Origin of the sequence: Myxococcus vastator (assembly GCF_010894475.1) — a bacterium.
Lineage (GTDB): Bacteria > Myxococcota > Myxococcia > Myxococcales > Myxococcaceae > Myxococcus > Myxococcus vastator.
In genome coordinates, this window is sequence record NZ_JAAIYB010000017.1 from 20,488 (window position 1) to 40,145 (window position 19,658).

Genomic DNA, 19,658 nt, shown 5'->3' on the forward strand with positions numbered 1-19,658 from the left:
AGATAATGACGCCCCCGCGCCTGCGACAACGGAGCTCGGACACAGGTACGAGACAACTGTCAGCCAGGCGACCTGCCGGCCACCGGCGCGGCCCTAGCTGGGGCCGCGGCGGTTCGCGCGGTTCTTGTCCCAGATGGCGTAGAGGATGAGCAGGAAGGCGAAGAGCCGCACCACGTAGATGTAGTAGCGCCGCTCGTCATCCGTATCCAACAGCGCCGCCACCACCGCGTTGCCCGCCAGCATCGTGAAGGCCAGCGCGAAGCAGGCGAAGAGCCGGTCCTTCGACTGGACCCAGAAGCGCAGAAAGAACAGCGCGCTCGCCAGCCACGCCATCGCCACCGCACCGTTGAGCATGGGCTTGAGCATCATGGCACCTCAGGACGCGTCCCAGATGAGGCCATAGAGCAGGACGGAGGCACTGGACAACGTGGCGAGGGTGCGCGGCATGAACAGGTCGATGGTGGTGGGCAGCAGCACCAGGTCCACGAAGAGGAGCGCATTGCTGACCACCATGCCCACGAAGCACAGCCCACTCCACAAGAGCAGCCGCATGCCCGTGCGCTTGTAGGCGCGGAGCAGCAGCACCGCGCACGCCACGCTCGTCAACGCACATAACAGGTAGACTGCTTCAGCCATGGCCGTCCCTGTCCTTCTTCAGGATGAATGCCTCGGCGAAACCCCGCACCTTGTCCAACGGCCGCGAGAAGATGAAGGAGATGACGCTGACGCGCTTCACGCCGTACACCGCCGCCAGCTCCGTCACCGCCTGCACGTCCTCCGACGACTCGGGACTGTAACGATACGACGGCGGTGAGCCGCCATCGCTCACCAACATCCGTCGGTTCGTCAGGTCCTCCAGCCTGGAGGCGGCGGAGACATCTGTAATGCGCAGTTCCAGACTCACCGCCGATGCCGTCCACTCCCTGTCCGCGCGCGCACGAAGCAGGAGGAGCACCTCCAGCTTCTCCAGGGAGTCGATGTGCGTCGAGATGAAGCGCTGGACCCGCTGTGGGATTCCGGCGTCACTCACACGGCCACCTTGCCCATGTTATTTTGGGCGTCAACCATTTCTCGCCCGACGATGTTCAGCGCACGGGCCGTGGGGGGTTGCCCGCCTGGCCACTCTCCTCCGCTGGCAAGGAGCCCTCCTCGGGCTCCTGACGGGGGCTCCCGGTGCTCAAGCCCGGCAGGTTCCGCAGCACCTCGATGAACCGGGTGAGCGGGCCCGTGTCCTCCCCCTGTGCCTCCAGTGTAGCGATGTGCTCCGTCAGCGGCAGGGGAAGCCAGTCATGCCGAGCGGCGGCTCGCAGCGCCGTCACGTCCAGGAGGCCGAGCACCATCGTCTCGGGGCGGCCGTGCATGCGGGGCAGCCGCTCACTGGAGGCGAGCACCGAACCGTGCTGGCCACCGACCTCCCACTCCACGGGGTACGCCTGGAACACCTCGCCGCGCGCGGCGCGCCTCAGGGGCAGCGCGTCGTCCGCGAGCAGCCGGCCATCCGCGCCGCGGAAGCGTGCGCCCGCATGCAGCGCGCGCGCCTCGCGGTAGGCCAGACAGCCCCCCGCCAGCCCCTGCGCCGCCCGGTTGGCCAGCAGCGTGTGGCCGCTTCCCGGCTCCACCAGCGCCAATGGCATGGGGAGCGCGGACATCACCGCCTCCAGCCAGCGCTGCTGGGTTCGGTTGGTTTCTGAACGAAGCCGCTCGGCCTCCACGCGCCGCTGCGCCTCCAACAGCTCACGCGCGTGCTCGCGCTGCTGGGCCTCGCGCAGCGCCTCCGCCTGCCGCCGCACCAGCTCCGTCTTGCGGTACAGCTCCACGAAGACGCTGACCTTGGAGCGCAGGATGGCCGGCTCGAAGGGCTTGAGCAGGTAGTCCACCGCGCCCATGGCGTAGCCGCGCAGCTCCGGATGCGGCCCCCGCGACAGCCCGGTGAGGAAGATGAGCGGCGTGCCGCGGCTGCGCTCGCGCTCGCGGATGAGCTGGGCCGTCTCGAAGCCGTCCATGTCCGGCATGACGACGTCCAGGAGGATGACGGCGAAGTCCTGCGTCAGCAGGTGGCGCAGCGCCTCACGGCCGCTGCTCGCGGTCACCAGCCGCTGCCCCAGGGGCGCCAGGGTCGCCTCCAGCGCCAGCAGGTTCTCCGGCTGGTCATCCACCAGCAGCAGGCGGACGGGCTCCGCCGGAATCGCCGGCAGGCGCTCGCGCGTGGGCGCGCCGCTCATGGCAGCACCTTGGAACGCGGCACATAGGCCAACCGCGCGAGCCACCCTCCCACGGAACCCAACGTCAGTTGCTCCATCTCACCCTCCTCACCCTCTCCGCCCGTCTGGAGCGCGCTCACCACGGCCACCCGGGCGCCGCTCGCCTGGAGCACCTGCAAGCCCGCCACCCCATCCTCGTGCCCCGCGAAGAGCAGCCCCGCGGCGCGGGGGCCATGGCTGTCCGCCGCGGATTCGAAGAGCGCGTCCAGGCCGGGCCGCTGCCCATGCTCGGGCGGCTCCACGGACAGGGACACGCAGCCCCGGTCCACCAGCAGGTGGTAGCCCGCGGGCGCCAGGTACACGGCGCCGGGCAGCAGCGGGTCCTTGTCGTCCGGCTCCACCACCGGCAGCGCGCAGCGGCGGCCCAGCGGCGCGGCCAGCGCGTCCAGGGCGCCCCGGTGCAGCGCCAACACCACCGGCACGGGCAGGTGCGGTGGCAGCAGCGCCAGCACCGACTCCACGTCCGCCGCCGCGCAGCGCGGCGCCCCCACCACCAGCAGGCCCAAGGGACTCATGCCACCCTCCTGAAGATGCGACCGCGGTCCTCCAGCAGCTCGTAGGCCCCCGCGTGCGGCGTGCGCGCCAGCGACTCCTTGCGCCCCAGGCACAGGAAGCCGAAGCGGGCGAGGCTCTCGAAGAGCCGGCCGTGGATGTGGTCGTGCAGCGCGCGGTTGAAGGTCAGCAGCGTGTCGCGGCACACGATGACGTGGAACTCGTTGAACGAGCCGTCCGTGGCCAGGTTGTGCTGGGTGAAGAAGATGCGGTCGCGCAGCCGGGGCTGGAGCAGCGCCCAGTTGCCGTCGCGCGTGTAGTAGTCGGCGAGCGCGCCCTTCCCGCCCGCCTCCAGATAGCGGTCCGCGTCCTCCTGCGTGGGCAGCGGCAGCACCCCGGTGCGCGCGTCCGCCAGCAGCCCTTCGCTGGCGTCGGACGCATACAGCCGGCACTTGCCCCACAGCCCCTCCTCCTGGAGGAGGATGGCCAGCGCGTACGTGTCCTCGCCGGTGCCGCAGCCCGCGTGCCACACGCGCACGGAGGGCCAGGTGCGCAGCACGGGCACCACCCGGGCGCGGAAGTCGCGGAAGAAGGCGGTCTCCGCGAACAGGGCGGGCGGGGTGCAGGACAGCGTGCGCAGCAGCGCGTCCAGCGCCTCGGCGTCGTGCAGCACGCGGGCCTGGAGCGCGGAGAAGCTGTCCAGCCGCTCCTCGCGGAGGTGGTGCCGCAGCCGCCGCAGGAGCTGCGGCCGGGAGCGGCTGCGCAGGTCGAAGCCCCATTGGCGGGCCACGCCCTCCAGCAGCAGGTCCACCTCCAGCGCCTCCAGCTCCGCGCCGCGCGCGCCGGGCCCCGTCATCCGGAGACCTCCGTGCGCGGACCGCGCGGCGGCATGCCCCGCGGCGCGTGCAGCCACACGCGCAGCAGGCTGAGCAGCTTCTCGATGTCCACCGGCTTGGTGATGTAGTCGGACGCGCCGGCCTCCAGGCACTTCTCCCGGTCACCCTTCATGGCCTTGGCGGTGAGGGCGAGTATCGGCAGGTGGACGAAGCGCTCCATGCGGCGGATGGCGCGCATGGCCTGGTAGCCGTCCATCTCCGGCATCATCACGTCCATCAGCACCAGCTCGATGTCGGCGGCCTTCTCCAGCTGGTCCAGGCCCTCGCGCGCGCTCTCCGCGAAAGCCACCTTCATGCCGTAGCGCTCCAGCACGGTGTTGAGGGCGAAGATGTTGCGCACGTCGTCGTCCACCACCAGCACCTTGCGGTTCACCAGCAAGGGGTCCTTCTCGCGCGCCTTCTCCAGCATGCGGCGCTTGGGCTCGGTCAGCTCCGAGGGCGAGCGGTGGAGGAACAAGCTCGTCTCCTCCAGCAGCCGCTCCGGGCTCTGCGCGTCCTTCACCACGATGGCCTCGGCCACCCGCCGCAGCTCCGTCTCCTGGGCGCGCGTCAGCTCGCGGCCCGTATAGACGATGAGCGGCGGCCCGCCCGCGCCGTGCGCCTCATGGATGCGGCGGATGAGCTCCGTGCCGGGCATGTCCGGCAGACCCAGGTCCAGCACCATACAGTCGAAGCGGCGCTCGGCCAGCGCGGCCAGGGCCTCCGCCGCGGTGCCCACCGCCACCGTCTGCACGTCATCGCTGCCCAGCAGCTCCGTCAGCGTCTGGCGGTGGACGGGGTCGTCCTCCACCACGAGCAGCCCGCGGCCCTTGCGCTCCACGAAGCGCTTGAGGGACTCCAGCGCGGCCACCGCCGCCTCCGGGTCCGCCGCCGCGCGCAGGTGGCCCAGGGCCCCCAGGTTGAGCGAGCGCTCGCGGTGGTCCTCCACCGACACCGTGTACACCGGCAGCGCGCGCGTGGACGCGTCGTGCTTCAGCCGGTCCAGCACCACCCAGCCCGCCATCTCTGGCAGGTCCAGGTCCACCGCCACGGCCACCGGCCGCGTGTTGCGCACGGCGTCCAGCGCGCCCTCCACCTCCGTGGACACCAGCACCTTGAAGCCCGTGCCCTGCGCCGCGGCGCGCAGGCGCGCGGCATGGTCCGCCAGGTGCGTCACGGCCAGCAGCACCTTGTCTCCGGGCTGGATGGAGCCCCGGTCGTCATCAATGTCCATCCGGCTCAGCGCGGACACCGATGACTCGATGGCCGGCTCCGCGATGGGCGCGGGGAGCACCGTGGTGGCCAGCGGGTTGTAGTCCCAGCGCGCGGGCTCCTCCGGCGGGCGCTCCGCCATGAAGGCCAGCGGCACGTAGAGGGTGAAGGCGCTGCCTGTGCCCACGTCGCTCTCCAGCCGGATTTCGCCGCCGAGCAGCCGCGCGATTTCACGGCTGATGGACAGACCCAGGCCGGTGCCCCCGTACTTGCGGGCGGTGGAGCCGTCCGCCTGCTGGAAGGCCTCGAAGATGATTTGATGCTTGTCCTTCGGGATGCCAATGCCCGTGTCCACCACGGTGAAGGCCACCACCGAGGGCGCGGAGGACAACATGGCGTGGTCCGCGGACCAGCCGCCCTTCGCCAGACCGATGTGCAGCGCCACCGAGCCGGACTCGGTGAACTTGAAGGCGTTGGACAGCAGGTTCTTGAGCACCTGCTGCAGGCGCTTCGCGTCCGTCTCCAGCTCGCCGGGCAGCGAGTCCGCCAGGTCGATGTGGAACTCCAGGCTCTTCTTGTCCGCCACCTGCCGGAAGGTGCGGTCCACGAACTCGCGCAGGTCGCCGAAGCGCAGCGGTCCCACGTCCACGGCCATGGTGCCGGATTCAATCTTCGACAGGTCGAGGATGTCGTTGATGAGCTCCAGCAGGTCCGCGCCGGACGCGTGAATCGTCTTGGCGAACTCCACCTGCCGCGACGTGAGGTTGCCGTCCACGTTGTCGCTGAGCGTCTGACTGAGGATGAGCAGCGAGTTGAGCGGCGTGCGCAGCTCGTGGCTCATGTTGGCCAGGAACTCGGACTTGTACTTGGACGTGAGGCTGAGCTGTTCGGCCTTCTCCTCCAGGGCGAGCTTGGCCTGCTCCACCTCGCCATTCTTGCGCTCCACCTCCGTCTTCTGCTCGGAGAGCAGCTTCGCCTTCTCCTGGAGCTCCTCGTTGGTGCTGCGCAGCTCCTCCTGCTGGCGCTTGAGCAGCTCCTCCGACTGCTGCAGCGAGGTGGCCTGCTGCTCCAGGCGCTTGTTCGTCTCCGTCAGCTCCTCCTGCTGCTTGCGGAGCTCGTCCGTCAGCGCCTGCGACTGCTTCAGCAGCGCCTCCGTGCGCATGTTGGCGGCAATCGTGTTGAGCACGATGCCGATGGACTCCGTGAGCTGCTCCAGGAAGCCCATGTGGACCTCGCTGAAGGCGTGGAAGGAGGCCAGCTCGATGACGGCCTTGACCTCCCCTTCGAAGAGCACCGGCAGCACCACGATGTTGCGCGGCACCTCCTCGCCCAGTCCGGACGCGATGCGGATGTAGCTGTCCGGCACGTCCGACAGGAGGATGGGCTCCTTCTCCAGGGCGCACTGGCCCACCAGCCCCTCGCCGTACTTGAAGGTGTTGGCCAGCCCCTTGCGCTGACGGTACGCGTAGGACGCCAGCAGCTTGAGCATCTGGTCGCCGCCATCCACGCGCTCGGAGATGTAGAAGACGCCGTGCTGGGCATCCACCAGCGGCGCCAGCTCCGACAGGATGACCTTGGACACCGTGAGCAGGTCCCGCTGCCCCTGGAGGACGCGGGTGAACTTGGCCAGGTTCGTCTTGAGCCAGTCCTGCTCCGTGTTCTTCCGCGTGGTGTCCTTCAGGTTGCGGATCATCTCGTTGATGTTGTCCTTCAGGGCGGCCACTTCGCCCTGCGCGGACACGGTGATGAACCGCGTGAGGTCACCCTTCGTCACGGCGGTGGCCACCTCGGCGATGGCGCGCACCTGCGTGGTGAGGTTGGCGGCCAGCTGGTTCACGTTGTCCGTGAGGTCACGCCAGATGCCCGCCGTACCGGGCACGCGGGCCTGACCGCCCAGCTTCCCTTCGATGCCCACCTCGCGGGCCACCGTCGTCACCTGGTCGGCGAACACCGCCAGGGTGTCAATCATGCCGTTGATGGTGTCCGCCAGCTCCGCGATTTCCCCCTTCGCGTCCACCACCAGCTTGCGCTTCAGGTCGCCGTTGGCCACCGACGTCACGACCTTGGCGATGCCGCGCACCTGCGTGGTGAGGTTGGACGCCATGGAGTTCACGTTGTCCGTGAGGTCCTTCCACGTGCCGGCCACGCCCTTCACTTCGGCCTGTCCGCCCAGCTTTCCTTCCGTCCCCACTTCGCGCGCCACACGCGTCACTTCCGAGGCGAACGAGTTGAGCTGGTCCACCATCGTGTTGATGGTGTTCTTCAGCTCCAGGATTTCACCCTGCACGTCGACCGTAATCTTCTTGGACAGGTCACCCTTGGCGACGGCCGTCGTCACCTCGGCGATGTTTCGCACCTGGGACGTCAGGTTGGACGCCATGGAGTTCACGTTGTCCGTGAGGTCCTTCCACGTGCCGGCCACCCCCTTCACCACGGCCTGACCGCCCAGCTTTCCTTCCGTGCCCACCTCACGCGCCACACGCGTCACTTCCGACGCGAAGGAGTTGAGCTGGTCCACCATCGTGTTGATGGTGTTCTTCAGCTCCAGGATTTCGCCGCGCACATCCACGGTGATCTTCTTGGAGAGGTCACCGTTGGCCACGGCCGTCGTCACCTCGGCGATGTTGCGCACCTGGGACGTCAGATTGGACGCCATGCTGTTCACGTTGTCGGTGAGGTCCTTCCACGTCCCACCGACACCGCGCACGATGGCCTGACCACCCAGCTTTCCTTCCGTACCCACCTCGCGCGCCACGCGCGTCACTTCCGAGGCGAAGGACGAAAGCTGGTCCACCATCGTGTTGATGGTGTTCTTCAGCTCCAGGATTTCACCGCGCACGTCCACGGTGATCTTCTTGGAGAGGTCGCCGCGCGCCACCGCCATCGTCACCTCGGCGATGTTTCGCACCTGGGACGTGAGGTTGGAGGCCATGGAGTTCACGTTGTCGGTGAGGTCCTTCCACGTTCCACCGACGCCGCGCACGATGGCCTGACCACCGAGCTTTCCTTCGGTACCGACCTCCTTCGCGACGCGCGTCACCTCCGAGGCGAAGGACGACAGCTGGTCCACCATCGTGTTGATGGTGTTCTTCAGCTCCAGCACCTCGCCCTTGGCGTCGACCGTGATTTTCTTCGACAGGTCACCCTTGGCGACGGCCGTCGTCACCTCGGCGATGTTTCGCACCTGGGACGTGAGGTTGGACGCCATGCTGTTCACGTTGTCGGTGAGGTCCTTCCACGTTCCACCGACACCGCGCACGATGGCCTGACCACCGAGCTTTCCTTCCGTCCCCACTTCACGCGCCACGCGCGTCACTTCCGAGGCGAACGAGTTGAGCTGGTCCACCATCGTGTTGATGGTGTTCTTCAGCTCCAGGATTTCGCCCTGCACGTCCACGGTGATTTTCTTCGACAGGTCGCCGTTCGCCACGGCTGTCGTCACCTCGGCGATGTTTCGCACCTGGGACGTCAGGTTGGACGCCATGGAGTTCACGTTGTCCGTGAGGTCCTTCCACACGCCGGCCACGCCCTTCACGTCGGCCTGTCCGCCCAGCTTTCCGTCGGTGCCCACCTCGCGGGCCACGCGCGTCACCTCCGAGGCGAAGGAGTTGAGCTGGTCCACCATCGTGTTGATGGTGTTCTTCAGCTCCAGCACCTCGCCCTTGGCGTCGACCGTAATCTTCTTGGACAGATCACCCTTGGCGACGGCCGTCGTCACCTCGGCGATGTTGCGCACCTGGGACGTGAGGTTGGACGCCATGGAGTTCACGTTGTCCGTGAGGTCCTTCCACGTTCCACCGACACCCTTCACCACGGCCTGACCGCCCAGCTTTCCTTCCGTCCCCACTTCACGCGCCACGCGCGTCACTTCCGAGGCGAAGGAAGACAGCTGGTCCACCATCGTGTTGATGGTGTTCTTCAGCTCCAGGATTTCACCGCGCACATCCACGGTGATTTTCTTCGACAGGTCACCGTTGGCCACGGCCGTCGTCACCTCGGCGATGTTGCGCACCTGGGACGTGAGGTTGGACGCCATGGAGTTCACGTTGTCCGTGAGGTCCTTCCACGTGCCGGCCACGCCCTTCACTTCGGCCTGTCCGCCCAGCTTGCCCTCGGTGCCGACTTCACGCGCCACGCGTGTCACTTCCGAGGCGAAGGAGTTGAGCTGGTCCACCATCGTGTTGATGGTGTTCTTCAGCTCCAGCACCTCGCCCTTGGCGTCGACCGTAATCTTCTTGGACAGGTCACCCTTGGCGACGGCCGTCGTCACCTCGGCGATGTTGCGCACCTGGGACGTCAGGTTGGAGGCCATGGAGTTCACGTTGTCCGTGAGGTCCTTCCACGTGCCGCCGACGCCCTTCACCACGGCCTGACCGCCCAGCTTGCCTTCCGTCCCCACTTCACGCGCCACGCGCGTCACTTCGGAGGCGAAGGACGACAGCTGGTCCACCATCGTGTTGATGGTGTTCTTCAGCTCCAGGATTTCACCGCGCACGTCGACCGTAATCTTCTTCGACAGGTCGCCCTTGGCGACGGCCGTGGTCACCTCGGCGATGCTGCGCACCTGCGCGGTGAGGTTGGAGGCCATGGAGTTCACGTTGTCCGTGAGGTCCTTCCACGTGCCGGCCACGCCCTTCACCTTGGCCTGACCGCCCAGCTTTCCGTCGGTGCCCACCTCGCGGGCCACGCGCGTCACCTCGGAAGCGAAGGCGCCGAGCTGCTCCACCATCCCGTTCACCAGCCGGGCGGTGCGGAGGAACTCGCCCCGGAGGGGACGGCCATCCACTTCCAGGGCCATTGTCTGGGACAGGTCACCCTTGGCCACCGCGCCGATGACGCGGCCCATCTCCGTCGTCGGCTGCACCAGGTCGGCCACCAGCGTGTTCACCGACTCGACGCAGTCGCCCCACGAACCCAGCGCGCCCACCACGTTGCCGCGCTGGGTGATGCGGCCTTCCTTGCCCACCACGCTGCCAATGCGCTCGAACTCACGGGCCATGCGCTCGCTGAGCTCGATGATTTCGTTCAGGGTGTCCGACACCTTGCCGGCGCTGCCCACCTTGTCCACCGGCATGCGCACGGAGAAGTCGCCCTTGCGGACGGCGGTGAGGACCCGCAGCAACTGACGCGAATCGAGCGACTGCGAATCATCCTCCCGGATTCGCGGCGGAGGGGGAGCCGCGACGGGTGCGCGGCGGGAGGAAACCTTCTTCGTGGCCATATGAGTTCCTGGTCGGTCCCGGAACGGCGAAGCACGAGCTGCCGTCCTGCGGGAATCTCGCAGCTGGAGCGTGTTTTCTCGCGCTTTCGCACACTTGGACCAGCCCCCCCCGGGACGCTCGGCTGGCCATCAGGCGACACTCCGAGCGGACTTCGTCCGGCAGCCAACACTGGCTCCAGCGCGGCGCCACTCGGGGTGAAAGCCGGTGCGCTCGCTGACGGGGCAGGCAGGCTCAGTGCCGGACGCGGGGCGCGGGCGCGCGGACGCGCACCTGCATCTGCTCGTCCCCGGCCACGACGCTGCTGAGCACCTCGCGCTGGTCCGGTGACAGCCGGGCCACGGCGCGCAACGAGGCCACCAGCACCAGGGACTCCAGCGGAGACGGCACGCTGATGCCGTCCGGCCCCGTCTTCAGGGGCAACGGCAGGCGCGGCGCGCGCCCCGCGGCGGTGAGCGCGTCCACGGCATACGCAGGAGACGTGTCCAGCGTGACGGCAATCGCGGGGAGGCTGGTGGCGGCGTCACCCTGGCCGCGCGCCTGCATCTCCATCAACACCTGCAGCGCGCCCGGCTTGAAGTACAGCGCCAACCCCGCGCGCCCGTCCCCCATGTGGAAGACACACCCCTCGAAGGTGTGGTTCATCGGCCCGGTGACGGCCACCTCGAAGGGCTGGCTGTCATCCCAATGCGTCCAGGGCCGCGCATCCCAGTACTCCGACGACGCCTGCACGAAGAGCAGCGCCTTGTCCGAGCCAAGCCCGGACAAGCCTCGCTGCCCCCACGCCACGAAGGTCGCGATGGCCGCGCAGGATGACAACGCCTGCGGTGAAGGCTCCGCCACGGCGAGCCCCAGCTCCGCGCCCGCTTCGGCCAGCGCCGGCACGCAGCGCACCTCCGCCGCGTCCACCCCTTCCAGCAGGGCCCGCAGCCCGGCCCCGTCGTCCGACTCGAAGACGGGCGCGGAGGGCTCTCCGGAATCGGAGATACGCAGATACACCTGCACCTGCGTGTCGCCCTGGCTGAGTGGCACGGGGCCCAGCTTGAGCAGGTAGAACATGGGGCTCAGCCTTGCTTTCCGTCCAGGGCCTTGCGGACCTGTCGCATCAGCGCATGGATGTCGAAGGGCTTCTGGAGGAACGGCATGCCGGGATACAGGTGCCGCAGCGCGGCCACGTCCACCGCGCTCATCCCCATGAGCGATACATCCTTGTAGGCCGGCTCGGCCCGGATGCGCTCGATGAGCGCCGGTCCATCCAGCACAGGCATCATCCAGTCAGTGAGGACCAGGTCCGGCCGGAGCTCCGCCATCCGCTCCAGCGCCTCACGACCGTGAGAGGCCGTCAGAACGCGGTAGCCCTCCTCTCGAAGGAGGTCCGCCAGGGCTTCCAGGATGCCCTGCTCGTCATCCACCACCAGGACCGTCTCCATACGGGTGGTACGACTCCTAGACGTTCGTTCAGAAATGGCCAGCGCCCGGGTGTCGGGCAAGTCCCGTGAGCAAGGTATCCACAGCGGCACTGAAGGGTGGCAGCACCTCGATTCCCTGAGACGTGATGACGAACTCCCTCAGGGTGGGGTCATAGTGGGTGTCACGCATCTTGAAGATGCTCAGCAGCTTGCGCAGGCGGCCTTCAAGCTCGACATGTCTCAGGAAAAAGAGGTTCTCCGCCACAGCGGAAGGGCCGACCTCCATCGGGACGTCCAGCACCGGACCGAAGAGCCGCGGCGTCTCCATGCCGAAGAGGGTGGTGGTCCCCGTGCAACGCAGCTCCTGGGTGAGAGCCGCGAAGAACGAATTGATTCGCGCGGGCTCGGGCGAGGCCTGTTGCATCGCGCTGAGCCCATCCACGAACACCCGCTTCACGTTGCGCCGCCGCACGTCCGACAGGAGCTGGTCCGCCAGCACGTCGAGAATGCACTCGGAGGGCGGCTGCCAGATGAAGTTGAGCCGTCCGTCCGCCATGGCGCCGCCCAGGTCGATGCCCGCGGATGCCACCTTGCCCAGCAGTCGGTTGGGCGGCTCGTAGAAGCCCATGTAGAGGCAGGACTCCCCCTGTTTCAGTCCCTCCTCCAGCAGACTGCTGCCCAGCAGCGTCTTGCCCGCGCCGGGCGGACCGAGCACCAGGGAGGTGGACCCCGCCGCCAAGCCCTCCGGGAAGAGCGCGTCCAAGGACGGGACGCCAAAGTGGAGGCGGTGGGCGCCCGGGTCTGGCGGCGGCGTGCGCTGGACGCGCGACTCCAACCGGGGAAAGACCTCCAGGCCGTTGCTGGTGATGCGGAAGGCGTGGACGCCGTGCAGCGTGGCGCTCCCGCGGAACTTGCGCACCTGCAGCTCACGCCAGGAACGCACGCCCTGGGTGCGCTCGCGCAGCTCCAGGATGCCATCCACCATGGTGTATTCCGGGTGGACGGCGGGACCGTTGGCGCTGGTGAGCAGCAGCGCCGTGAAGCGAGCCAGCCCCGCGGCGACCTGCAGCTCGTGGATGAACTTCTTGAAGTCGCGGCTGCTACCGGCTGCTTCCTGCGCCTGCACCAGCCCGTCCAGCACCAGGATGCTGGCGTTGTGGTTGCGCACCTCGCGCCGCAAGAGCTCCAGCAGCCCCGGCAGGCCCTGCTCCTCCAGCGTGCGGAAGCCACTGACGTAGTAGACGCCCTCGGGCAGCAGCGCCGAGTCGAAGAAGGCCATGTCGCGCATGTTGGCCAACATGCGCGCGTGGGACTCCGCCAGCAGCGTGACATACAGGCACCGGGCGCCGGCGCGCCCCTGGTGGTAGCAGAGCTGATTGGCGAAGAGGGTCTTCCCCGCGCCCGGCTCCCCCACGACGATGTAGACACCCGACGACACGAGGCCGCCGCCCAGCACGGCGTCAAGCCCAGGCACGCCAGTGGAGACGCGTGCGTCCTGCCGTGCGGGTTGCTCGGAAGAGGACATGATGCCGGTTCCATACCGTAATTCGCCCCAGCGCGCGCGCCGGAATGTGCGAAGAAAACCACGCGGGCCGTGAACGGCTGAAGCGCCTCAGCGGTCAGCGTCCAGCAGGGCGCGCAGGTCGTCGGGAATGGGCATGGGCGTGAGGATGCCCACGTTCGCGCCACCGGTGTTTCCCAGCGGCGCCCGCCCCAGCCATGAGCCCGGCGCGGCGACCAGCAACCGCACCACCTGCCCCACCCACTCCGCGGCGTTCCGCCTGCGCCACCCGAACCCCAGCATGCGCCAGTGCACGCGCACGTGAGGCCCCGCATGGGCCTGGCTGAGGACGTGAGCCCGCTCGAGGTGCCGCCAGGCACGCACATGCTCCGAACCCGACTCCGCTTCATGGGCCTCGCGCAGCTCCGCCTCGAAGGCGGCGCGCAGCTTCACCTTCATCGACATGGCTTCCTTCCGGTCATGGCGCCACCTTCGCGCCCCGAGCGCCCGCTGGCTTGTCAAAACGTGCACCCCGGCCGCCCGGGGCCGGTGGCGCCTGGCGCCCCGAGTGTATTGATTGAAGGGGGCCCGAGACACGGGAGCGCCCCCGCTCCAGGGGAGGAACGCGCCATGGCGGAGAGGGAGCCTGGCCTCGACGCAGCCGGGGACGTCAGCCCGCCTGCCCGGGAGGGACATGACGCGCGGGTCGACAACGTCGACGGCATCGTCTGGGAGGCGGACCTCTCCCTCCACTTCGTCTTCGTCAGCAAGCAGGCGGAGCGGCTGCTCGGCTACCCGGTGGAGCAATGGCTCACGGAGCCTGACTTCTGGGTGGAGCACCTGCATCCGGACGACCGGGACTGGGCCTCCGCCTCCTGCCGCTCCGCGGTGGAGCAGCGCCTGCCCCACGAATTCGAGTACCGGATGCTGGCCGCCGACGGGAGCGTCGTCTGGCTGCGCGACCTCGTCACCGTGCTGTCCAGGGACGGCCGTGCCTACAGGCTTCATGGCCTCATGGTGGACGTCACCGAGCAGCGGCAGGCCAAGGAGCGGCTGGAGCAGACGGTGTCCCTGCTGGAGGCCACGCTCGACTCGACGGCGGACGGACTGCTCGTCGTCGACCAGGACGGACACATCACCGCCCGCAACCGCCAGTTCGAGCAGCTCTGGGGACTGACGGGGTTGACGGCCTGCACCCAGGACGCGGCGCTGCTCACGGCCGTGCGCAAGAAGCTGAAGGACCCGGACGCCTTCTTCTCACGGGTCCAGGCCCTGTACGAGCAACCCAGCCAGGAGAGCTTCGACATCGTCGAGCTGCGCGACGGCCGCACCCTGGAGCGCTACTCCCTGCCCCAGCGGCGGCGCGGGCTCATCACCGGCCGCGTCTGGAGCTTCCGCGACATCACCGAGCGCGTGCACGCGCAGCGCATGCAGGAGCGGCTGCTGGACGAGGCGCACGAGGCCATCCGCGTGCGCGACGACTTCCTCTCCATGGCCGCTCACGAGCTCAAGACACCCCTGACGCCGCTGCGCCTCCACCTTCAGTTGCTGAAGCGGACGATGGAAGCCAAGGAGCCCATCGCGCCGGAGCGCGTGGACAAGGCCATGGCGCAGGTGCACCGCCTGTCCGCGCTGGTCAATGATTTGGTGGACGCCACCAGCGTGGAGGCGGGACGGCTGAAGCTGCAACGTGAGCCTGTATCGCTCCTGGCACTGGCGCGCGAGGCGTGCTCGGAGTTCCGCGCCCTCAGCGCTGCGCACGCCTGTACGTGCGAGCTCCCCCAGGAGGACCTCGTCGTCATGGGCGACCGGGGCCGGCTGTCGCAGGTGCTGGCCAACCTCCTGGAGAACGCCGTCAAGTACAGCCCGCTGGGCGGCACCGTGCGCATCTCCTTGTCTCGCGCGGACGGCGACGCCGTGCTCAGCGTGGCGGACGGCGGCATCGGCATCTCCCAGGAAGACCAAGCGCACCTCTTCGGCCGCTTCTTCCGCGCGAGCAACGCGCCCGTGTCGGGCTTCGGGGGCCTGGGCCTGGGGCTCTACATCTGCCGGGACATCATCGAACGGCACGGCGGTCACATCTGGGTGGACAGCGAGCTGGGCCGGGGCTCCACGTTCCATGTCTCGCTGCCCGTGCTGAACGCGACGGCGCACCAGGAAGCCCGGCCCTGACGCGGCTCACCGCAGGACGGTGCCACTGCTGAGCCGCGACACGGCGCCGTGCAGCATGCCCAACTGGCGGGGCGCCCGCTCCAGCAGCGCGCCGAAGACGGGGTCATCCGTCTTGCATGACACCTGCAACGGAGGCAGGGGCGGCGGCACGCGCCGGTCCCTGAGCGCGTCCGCGAGCTCGTCGAGCGCGCGCCCCGCATGATGCGCCAACTGCTTCAGCTGGCCGGGGACCTCCGCCTCCGGCCGCTCCATGCCCAGGGCCGTCACCACGGTGGCGAAGCGGCGCGCGTAGGTGATGACGGCCATGCCCGACTCGAGCTGCTGGGGCGGGCCGTGGTACTCGGCGGTGAGCCGCTCGAAGGAGGCCTCCGCGTCCAGCAGCGCCAGGCCGAAGGCGCGCCGCGCGGCGCCCACCTCGGGCCGGGTGCCGCTGCGCTTGGAGACGACCTCGCGCAGGTATTCACCGTCCGCGCGCAGCGCGGCCGCCGCGGCCTCCGGGAAGCGGAGGCGCTCCGGCATGGGCCAGAGCAACCACGCGCCCATCAACGCGAGCGAACACGCGACCAGCACGCCCAGCGCGCGCTGCCCGGCGAGGCTCCAGTCCCCCGAGCTCAGCGTGGCCAGCAGCAGGTAGTCCGGCGTGAGCAGAATCTGGAAGGCGCCGAAGTTGATGGGCAGCAGGGACACCGACACCGCCGTGAGCAGGACGATGACGGCGAGCAGCGCGGAGGGGGAATGCACGCGCGTGGCAATCACCGCCGCCAGGCCCGCGCCCAGCAGCGTCCCGCCGACGCGCTGGAGCGCGCGCTCCTCGGTGATGGCCGAATACGGCTGGAGGATGGCGATGACGGTGAGGCTCACCCAGTGGGCGTCGCGGATGCCCAGCGCCTGCGTCACCACCAGCGCCACCGTCGCCACCAGCCCCACCCGCAGCGCGTGCCGGAAGACGAGCGAATCCGAGCGGAGGTGGTCGCGCAGCGGGGCCAGCCACGAGCGCGCGCGCCGCTGCTCCTGGCCCACCACGCTCCGCCCGCGGTCGGACACCGGGTCACCATGCAGCAGGCCCGCGGCCGTCTCGTGGACCACCCCCGCCATCTCCCGCAGCTTCGACAAGAGCGCCTCCACGTGGAGCGACAGCGGGTCCTCGCGGCTCCGGATGCCGCCTGGAGCGGGCCGGTAGTGCCGCCTGCGCGAGCGAGGCACCATCCGGGGCTCGCGTGGGACGCCCTCATTGCGCTCGCGCTCCAGCACCTGCTCCACCCAGCTCGCCATGGCCGCGTAGGCGTCACACAGCGAACCCACGCGCGCGCGCAGCGGCAGGAAGCGGGGCTCGCGCACGGCCGCCTCCATGGCCTCGGCCAGGGCGATGAGCTGGGCGGACATCGGCTCGCACGTCTCGAGCAGCACGAGCAGGTGCTCGCCTCGCCGGGACTTGCCCAGGTGGCTGCCGCGCATGGCGCCCAGCGTGGCGCGCGCCTGCTCCATGAGGGGCCGCACGCTCATGTGCCGCTGCGCGGCCTCCACCCACTCCTGGGAGCCGGCGCCCTCGCGCGACAGGCGGCCCAAATCCCAGCACGCCTCCGCCAGCTCCCGGTACACGCGCGCGATGGCCCTCCGCGCCGGGCGGTAGGGCCGCAGGGGCCACAGCACCAGGGAAAGCGTCATGGCCCACAGGCCGCCGAAGAGCAGCCAGAAGGCGCGACCCAGCGCGACATCCACGCCCACCGCGGGCGCGCCCAGCGACACGACGAAGATGACCGCGAGCTGTCCGCCGATGGCGCCCGCCGTTTCTCCGTAGCTCCGCGCGAAGGCCGCCGCCGTCACGCCCAGCCACATCAAGGAGACGTCCAGCCACGGCATGGACCCACCCGGCGCGCCCAGCGCGCCCACCAGCGCCCCCAGCAGCGTCACCGCGCCCAGCTCCTTCGCCCGCGTCTGGTACGAGCCGCCCTTGTCAGCCAGTGAGACCAGGAGACCGGACAAGCCCCCCCAGCCCGCGTCCTTCACGCCCAGCAGGAACGCGAGGGCCAGGGGGACGGAGGTGGCCAGCGCGGTCCGCAGGCCCGCGCCAATGGCGGGCTTGCCTGGCCGGACGCGGAGGACGGAGCGCAGGTGTCTGAGCAGTCGGCGCATCCTGGAGCGTTGACACCGTGCGGCGCGGAAAGAACCTCCGCCCTCCCTCTCCGGGCACCCCCGCGGCCAGGGGAGCCTGCGTGCCCGGGCTCGTGCGGCCAGGACTCGTGGGCGGGATTGCGCAACCGGCGCGCCGCACATGCCGTAACGTGCCGCCCCCACCAAGGAGCGACACCTCGTGGAGACCCTTGTCCGAATCGCGGAGCGCCTGGGCCGCTTCTCTTCGCGCTTCGTCCCCAGCGCGTTCGCCATCGCCGTCCTGCTCACGCTGCTCACCCTGGCGCTGGCCACCGGCTGGGCGGGCGCCGCGCCGCCCGCCGTGCTGGACGCCTGGGGCGGCGGCTTCTGGGAGCTGCTCGGCTTCTCCATGCAGATGGCGCTGGTGATGTTCACCGGCTACCTGCTGGCCCTCACGGGACCGGTGCGCGCGGTGCTGGAGCGCGCGGCGCGAGTGCCGCGCACGCCCCGCGGCGCGGCGGCGTGGATGGCCTTCGTCTCCATGGCCCTGGCCTACGTCAACTGGGGCCTGTCCCTGGTGGCCAGCGCCATGCTGGTGCGCTTCATGGTGAAGCGCCGGCCGGACGTGGACTACCGGCTGCTGGTGGCGTGCGCGTACTTCGGCCTGGGCGCCACCTGGCACTCGGGCCTGTCCGCCTCCGCGCCGCTGCTGGTGGCCACGCCGGGCCACTTCCTGGAGAAGCGTCTGGGCGTGCTGCCCATCGACAGGACGCTCTTCTCGCCCTTCAACCTCGGCCTCACGCTGGCCGTGGTGGCGGGGCTGACGCTGCTGGCGTGGGTGCTGCACCCGAAGCCGGAGGACACCGTCCGCGTGGACCCGGCGGTGCTGGAGGCCCTGGGCGACTTCACCCCGCCCCCGCGCCCCACCGAGCGCGGCCTCGCCGTGTGGCTGGACCACTCGAGGCTGCTCAACACCGTCATCGGTGTCCTGGGGCTCGTGTGGCTGGCGCGGCACCTGGGGATGAACGGCGGCTGGCGCGCGCTCAACCTCAACGTGGTGAACTTCACCTTCCTGGTGCTGGCGGTGCTGCTGCACGGCACGCCCGCGCGGCTGCTCAAGGCCAGCGAGGAGGCCGGCACCGTGCTGCACGGCATCGTCCTCCAGTTCCCGCTGTACGCGGGCATCTACGGCATCTTCAAGAGCACCGGCCTGACGGAGCGCATCGGCGAGCTGTTCGTGTCGCTGTCCACGCGCGAGACGTTCCCCGCCATCGTCTACCTGTACAGCGGCGTGGTGAACTACTTCGTCCCCTCCGGCGGCTCGAAGTGGGCCATTGAAGCGCCGTACCTCCTGGACGCCGCGACGCGGCTGGGCGTGGCGCCAGAGAAGGTGGTGCTGGCGTATGCGTGGGGGGACATGGCCACCGACCTCATCCAACCCTTCTGGGCGCTGCCGCTGCTGGCCGTGGCGCGCCTGGAGTTCAAGGCGCTCCTGGGCTTCCTGCTGGTGGCCTTCCTCGTGTACCTGCCGCTGGTGACGCTGGCCTTCTTCCTCTTCGGCTGAGTGACGCCGCGGGCTGTGCTAAATCCAGCCTGGCAAGGCGGGCCTGGGGGCCCGCCACATCACGAGAACGAGGGGACTTGAGATGGCGAAGATGCTGACGCGAAGCCTGCTGTGCGCGGTGCTGGGAATGTCGACGGTGGCCCTGGCACAGGACGCGGAGCCCGCCGCCGCGCAGGTGAAGGCGCCGGACGCGGACGCGGTGCGTGACACCTGGAACTACTTCTACAAGGGCCAGGGCCAGGGCCCCGTGCTGGTGGAGGCCAAGGTCTGCACCGAGGTCGCCAAGGAAGGCCCCAACAAGTACGACTGCACCGCCGAAGTGGGGCCCGAGGGCATCAAGGCCGGCACCAGCGTCATGTTGTGGCAGGCCTACCTCGTGCCGCAGGGCGACACCATCGACGACCTCATGGTGCAGTCGAAGCAGGGCACCGTCGTCCGTGAGACGAAGGACGTGAAAATCAAGGGCGAGGGCTGGCGCGCGCGGCAGTGGACGGGCCTGCGGATGAGCAAGCCTGGCACCTGGACGGTGTCGGTGCTGCGCGGGGACCAGGTGCTGAAGGAGATTCAGGTCAAGGTGCTCTGATTCACCCCTGAAGCAGGTTGAAGCACCCGGCGCCCGCCAGCGGCCCTCAGGCCACCTGGCGGGCGTTCGCTTTGGCGCACACCTGCCCCCAAGGCCGGGCAGTCCGTCGTTTTTCCTCCGACGTTCCCTGCCGGACAGGGAGTTTTTTCAGCGCACCCGACATCCGCCGCTGCCTCGGGGGCGAGGTTCCGTCCGCCTCCAGAGGGAAGCCGCCCCGCGACGGCGGCTGGCAATGCCCTTGCACAAGTGCTTCAGCGGTTGAGGGGCAGGGGGTTGTCG

At 69.3% G+C, this 19,658-nt stretch carries 15 protein-coding genes; 3 read left to right on the forward strand and 12 right to left on the reverse strand.

The features are described from left to right. Positions 1-93 precede the first annotated feature (93 nt). The 11 genes from G4D87_RS02945 to G4D87_RS02995 form a co-directional block, all read right to left on the reverse strand. Complete coding sequence (locus G4D87_RS02945; RefSeq protein ID WP_163778430.1) at positions 94-369, reverse strand: DUF5985 family protein; 276 nt, start codon at positions 367-369, stop codon at positions 94-96. 6 nt (positions 370-375) lie between these two features. Then, positions 376-636, reverse strand: coding sequence for a DUF5985 family protein (locus G4D87_RS02950; protein WP_163778433.1), 261 nt, complete (start codon positions 634-636; stop codon positions 376-378). Further along, positions 629-1,030, reverse strand: a complete 402-nt coding sequence (locus G4D87_RS02955) for a hypothetical protein (protein ID WP_163778436.1) — start codon at positions 1,028-1,030, stop codon at positions 629-631. Before G4D87_RS02955 ends, G4D87_RS02950 begins: the two co-directional genes overlap by 8 nt. Positions 1,031-1,085: 55 nt before the next feature. Next, entirely contained in the window at positions 1,086-2,222 is a 1,137-nt protein-coding gene (locus tag G4D87_RS02960; protein WP_163778439.1) for a response regulator, read from the reverse strand. After that, the gene (locus tag G4D87_RS02965; RefSeq protein WP_163778443.1) at positions 2,219-2,776 is read right to left on the reverse strand and encodes a chemotaxis protein CheB; all 558 of its coding nucleotides are present in this window, start codon (positions 2,774-2,776) and stop codon (positions 2,219-2,221) included. Before G4D87_RS02965 ends, G4D87_RS02960 begins: the two co-directional genes overlap by 4 nt. Further along, the gene (locus G4D87_RS02970; RefSeq protein ID WP_163778446.1) at positions 2,773-3,609 is read right to left on the reverse strand and encodes a CheR family methyltransferase; all 837 of its coding nucleotides are present in this window, start codon (positions 3,607-3,609) and stop codon (positions 2,773-2,775) included. The genes G4D87_RS02965 and G4D87_RS02970 overlap by 4 nt, the downstream gene beginning before the upstream one ends. Next, on the reverse strand, positions 3,606-10,061 hold the full coding sequence (locus tag G4D87_RS02975) for a HAMP domain-containing protein (protein WP_205507400.1): 6,456 nt from the start codon (positions 10,059-10,061) through the stop codon (positions 3,606-3,608). The genes G4D87_RS02970 and G4D87_RS02975 overlap by 4 nt, the downstream gene beginning before the upstream one ends. Positions 10,062-10,293: 232 nt before the next feature. Then, positions 10,294-11,118: a hypothetical protein gene (locus G4D87_RS02980; protein ID WP_163778449.1), complete on the reverse strand. Its 825-nt coding sequence runs from the start codon at positions 11,116-11,118 to the stop codon at positions 10,294-10,296. 5 nt (positions 11,119-11,123) lie between these two features. After that, the gene (locus G4D87_RS02985; RefSeq protein WP_163778453.1) at positions 11,124-11,489 is read right to left on the reverse strand and encodes a response regulator; all 366 of its coding nucleotides are present in this window, start codon (positions 11,487-11,489) and stop codon (positions 11,124-11,126) included. 28 nt (positions 11,490-11,517) lie between these two features. Continuing rightward, positions 11,518-12,993, reverse strand: a complete 1,476-nt coding sequence (locus G4D87_RS02990) for a DUF7125 family protein (protein WP_163778456.1) — start codon at positions 12,991-12,993, stop codon at positions 11,518-11,520. Between the two features lie 87 nt (positions 12,994-13,080). Beyond that, positions 13,081-13,434 (reverse strand): DUF3703 domain-containing protein, encoded by a 354-nt coding sequence (locus G4D87_RS02995; protein WP_163778460.1) that lies wholly within the window; start codon positions 13,432-13,434, stop codon positions 13,081-13,083. A 165-nt stretch (positions 13,435-13,599) separates the two neighbouring features. Between G4D87_RS02995 and G4D87_RS03000 the strand changes: the two genes are divergently transcribed. Beyond that, on the forward strand, positions 13,600-15,141 hold the full coding sequence (locus G4D87_RS03000) for a PAS domain-containing sensor histidine kinase (RefSeq protein WP_163778463.1): 1,542 nt from the start codon (positions 13,600-13,602) through the stop codon (positions 15,139-15,141). A 6-nt stretch (positions 15,142-15,147) separates the two neighbouring features. On the opposite strand, the gene G4D87_RS03005 is transcribed toward G4D87_RS03000, so the two are convergent. Further along, positions 15,148-17,274, reverse strand: a complete 2,127-nt coding sequence (locus G4D87_RS03005) for an FUSC family protein (RefSeq protein ID WP_163778466.1) — start codon at positions 17,272-17,274, stop codon at positions 15,148-15,150. Between the two features lie 178 nt (positions 17,275-17,452). On the opposite strand from G4D87_RS03005, the gene G4D87_RS03010 reads away from it, so the two are divergent. Together G4D87_RS03010 and G4D87_RS03015 are read left to right on the forward strand one after the other, a co-directional pair. Next, positions 17,453-18,796, forward strand: a complete 1,344-nt coding sequence (locus G4D87_RS03010; RefSeq protein ID WP_163778469.1) for a short-chain fatty acid transporter — start codon at positions 17,453-17,455, stop codon at positions 18,794-18,796. 82 nt (positions 18,797-18,878) lie between these two features. Beyond that, positions 18,879-19,379, forward strand: a complete 501-nt coding sequence (locus G4D87_RS03015; RefSeq protein ID WP_163778473.1) for a hypothetical protein — start codon at positions 18,879-18,881, stop codon at positions 19,377-19,379. Positions 19,380-19,658 lie beyond the last annotated feature (279 nt).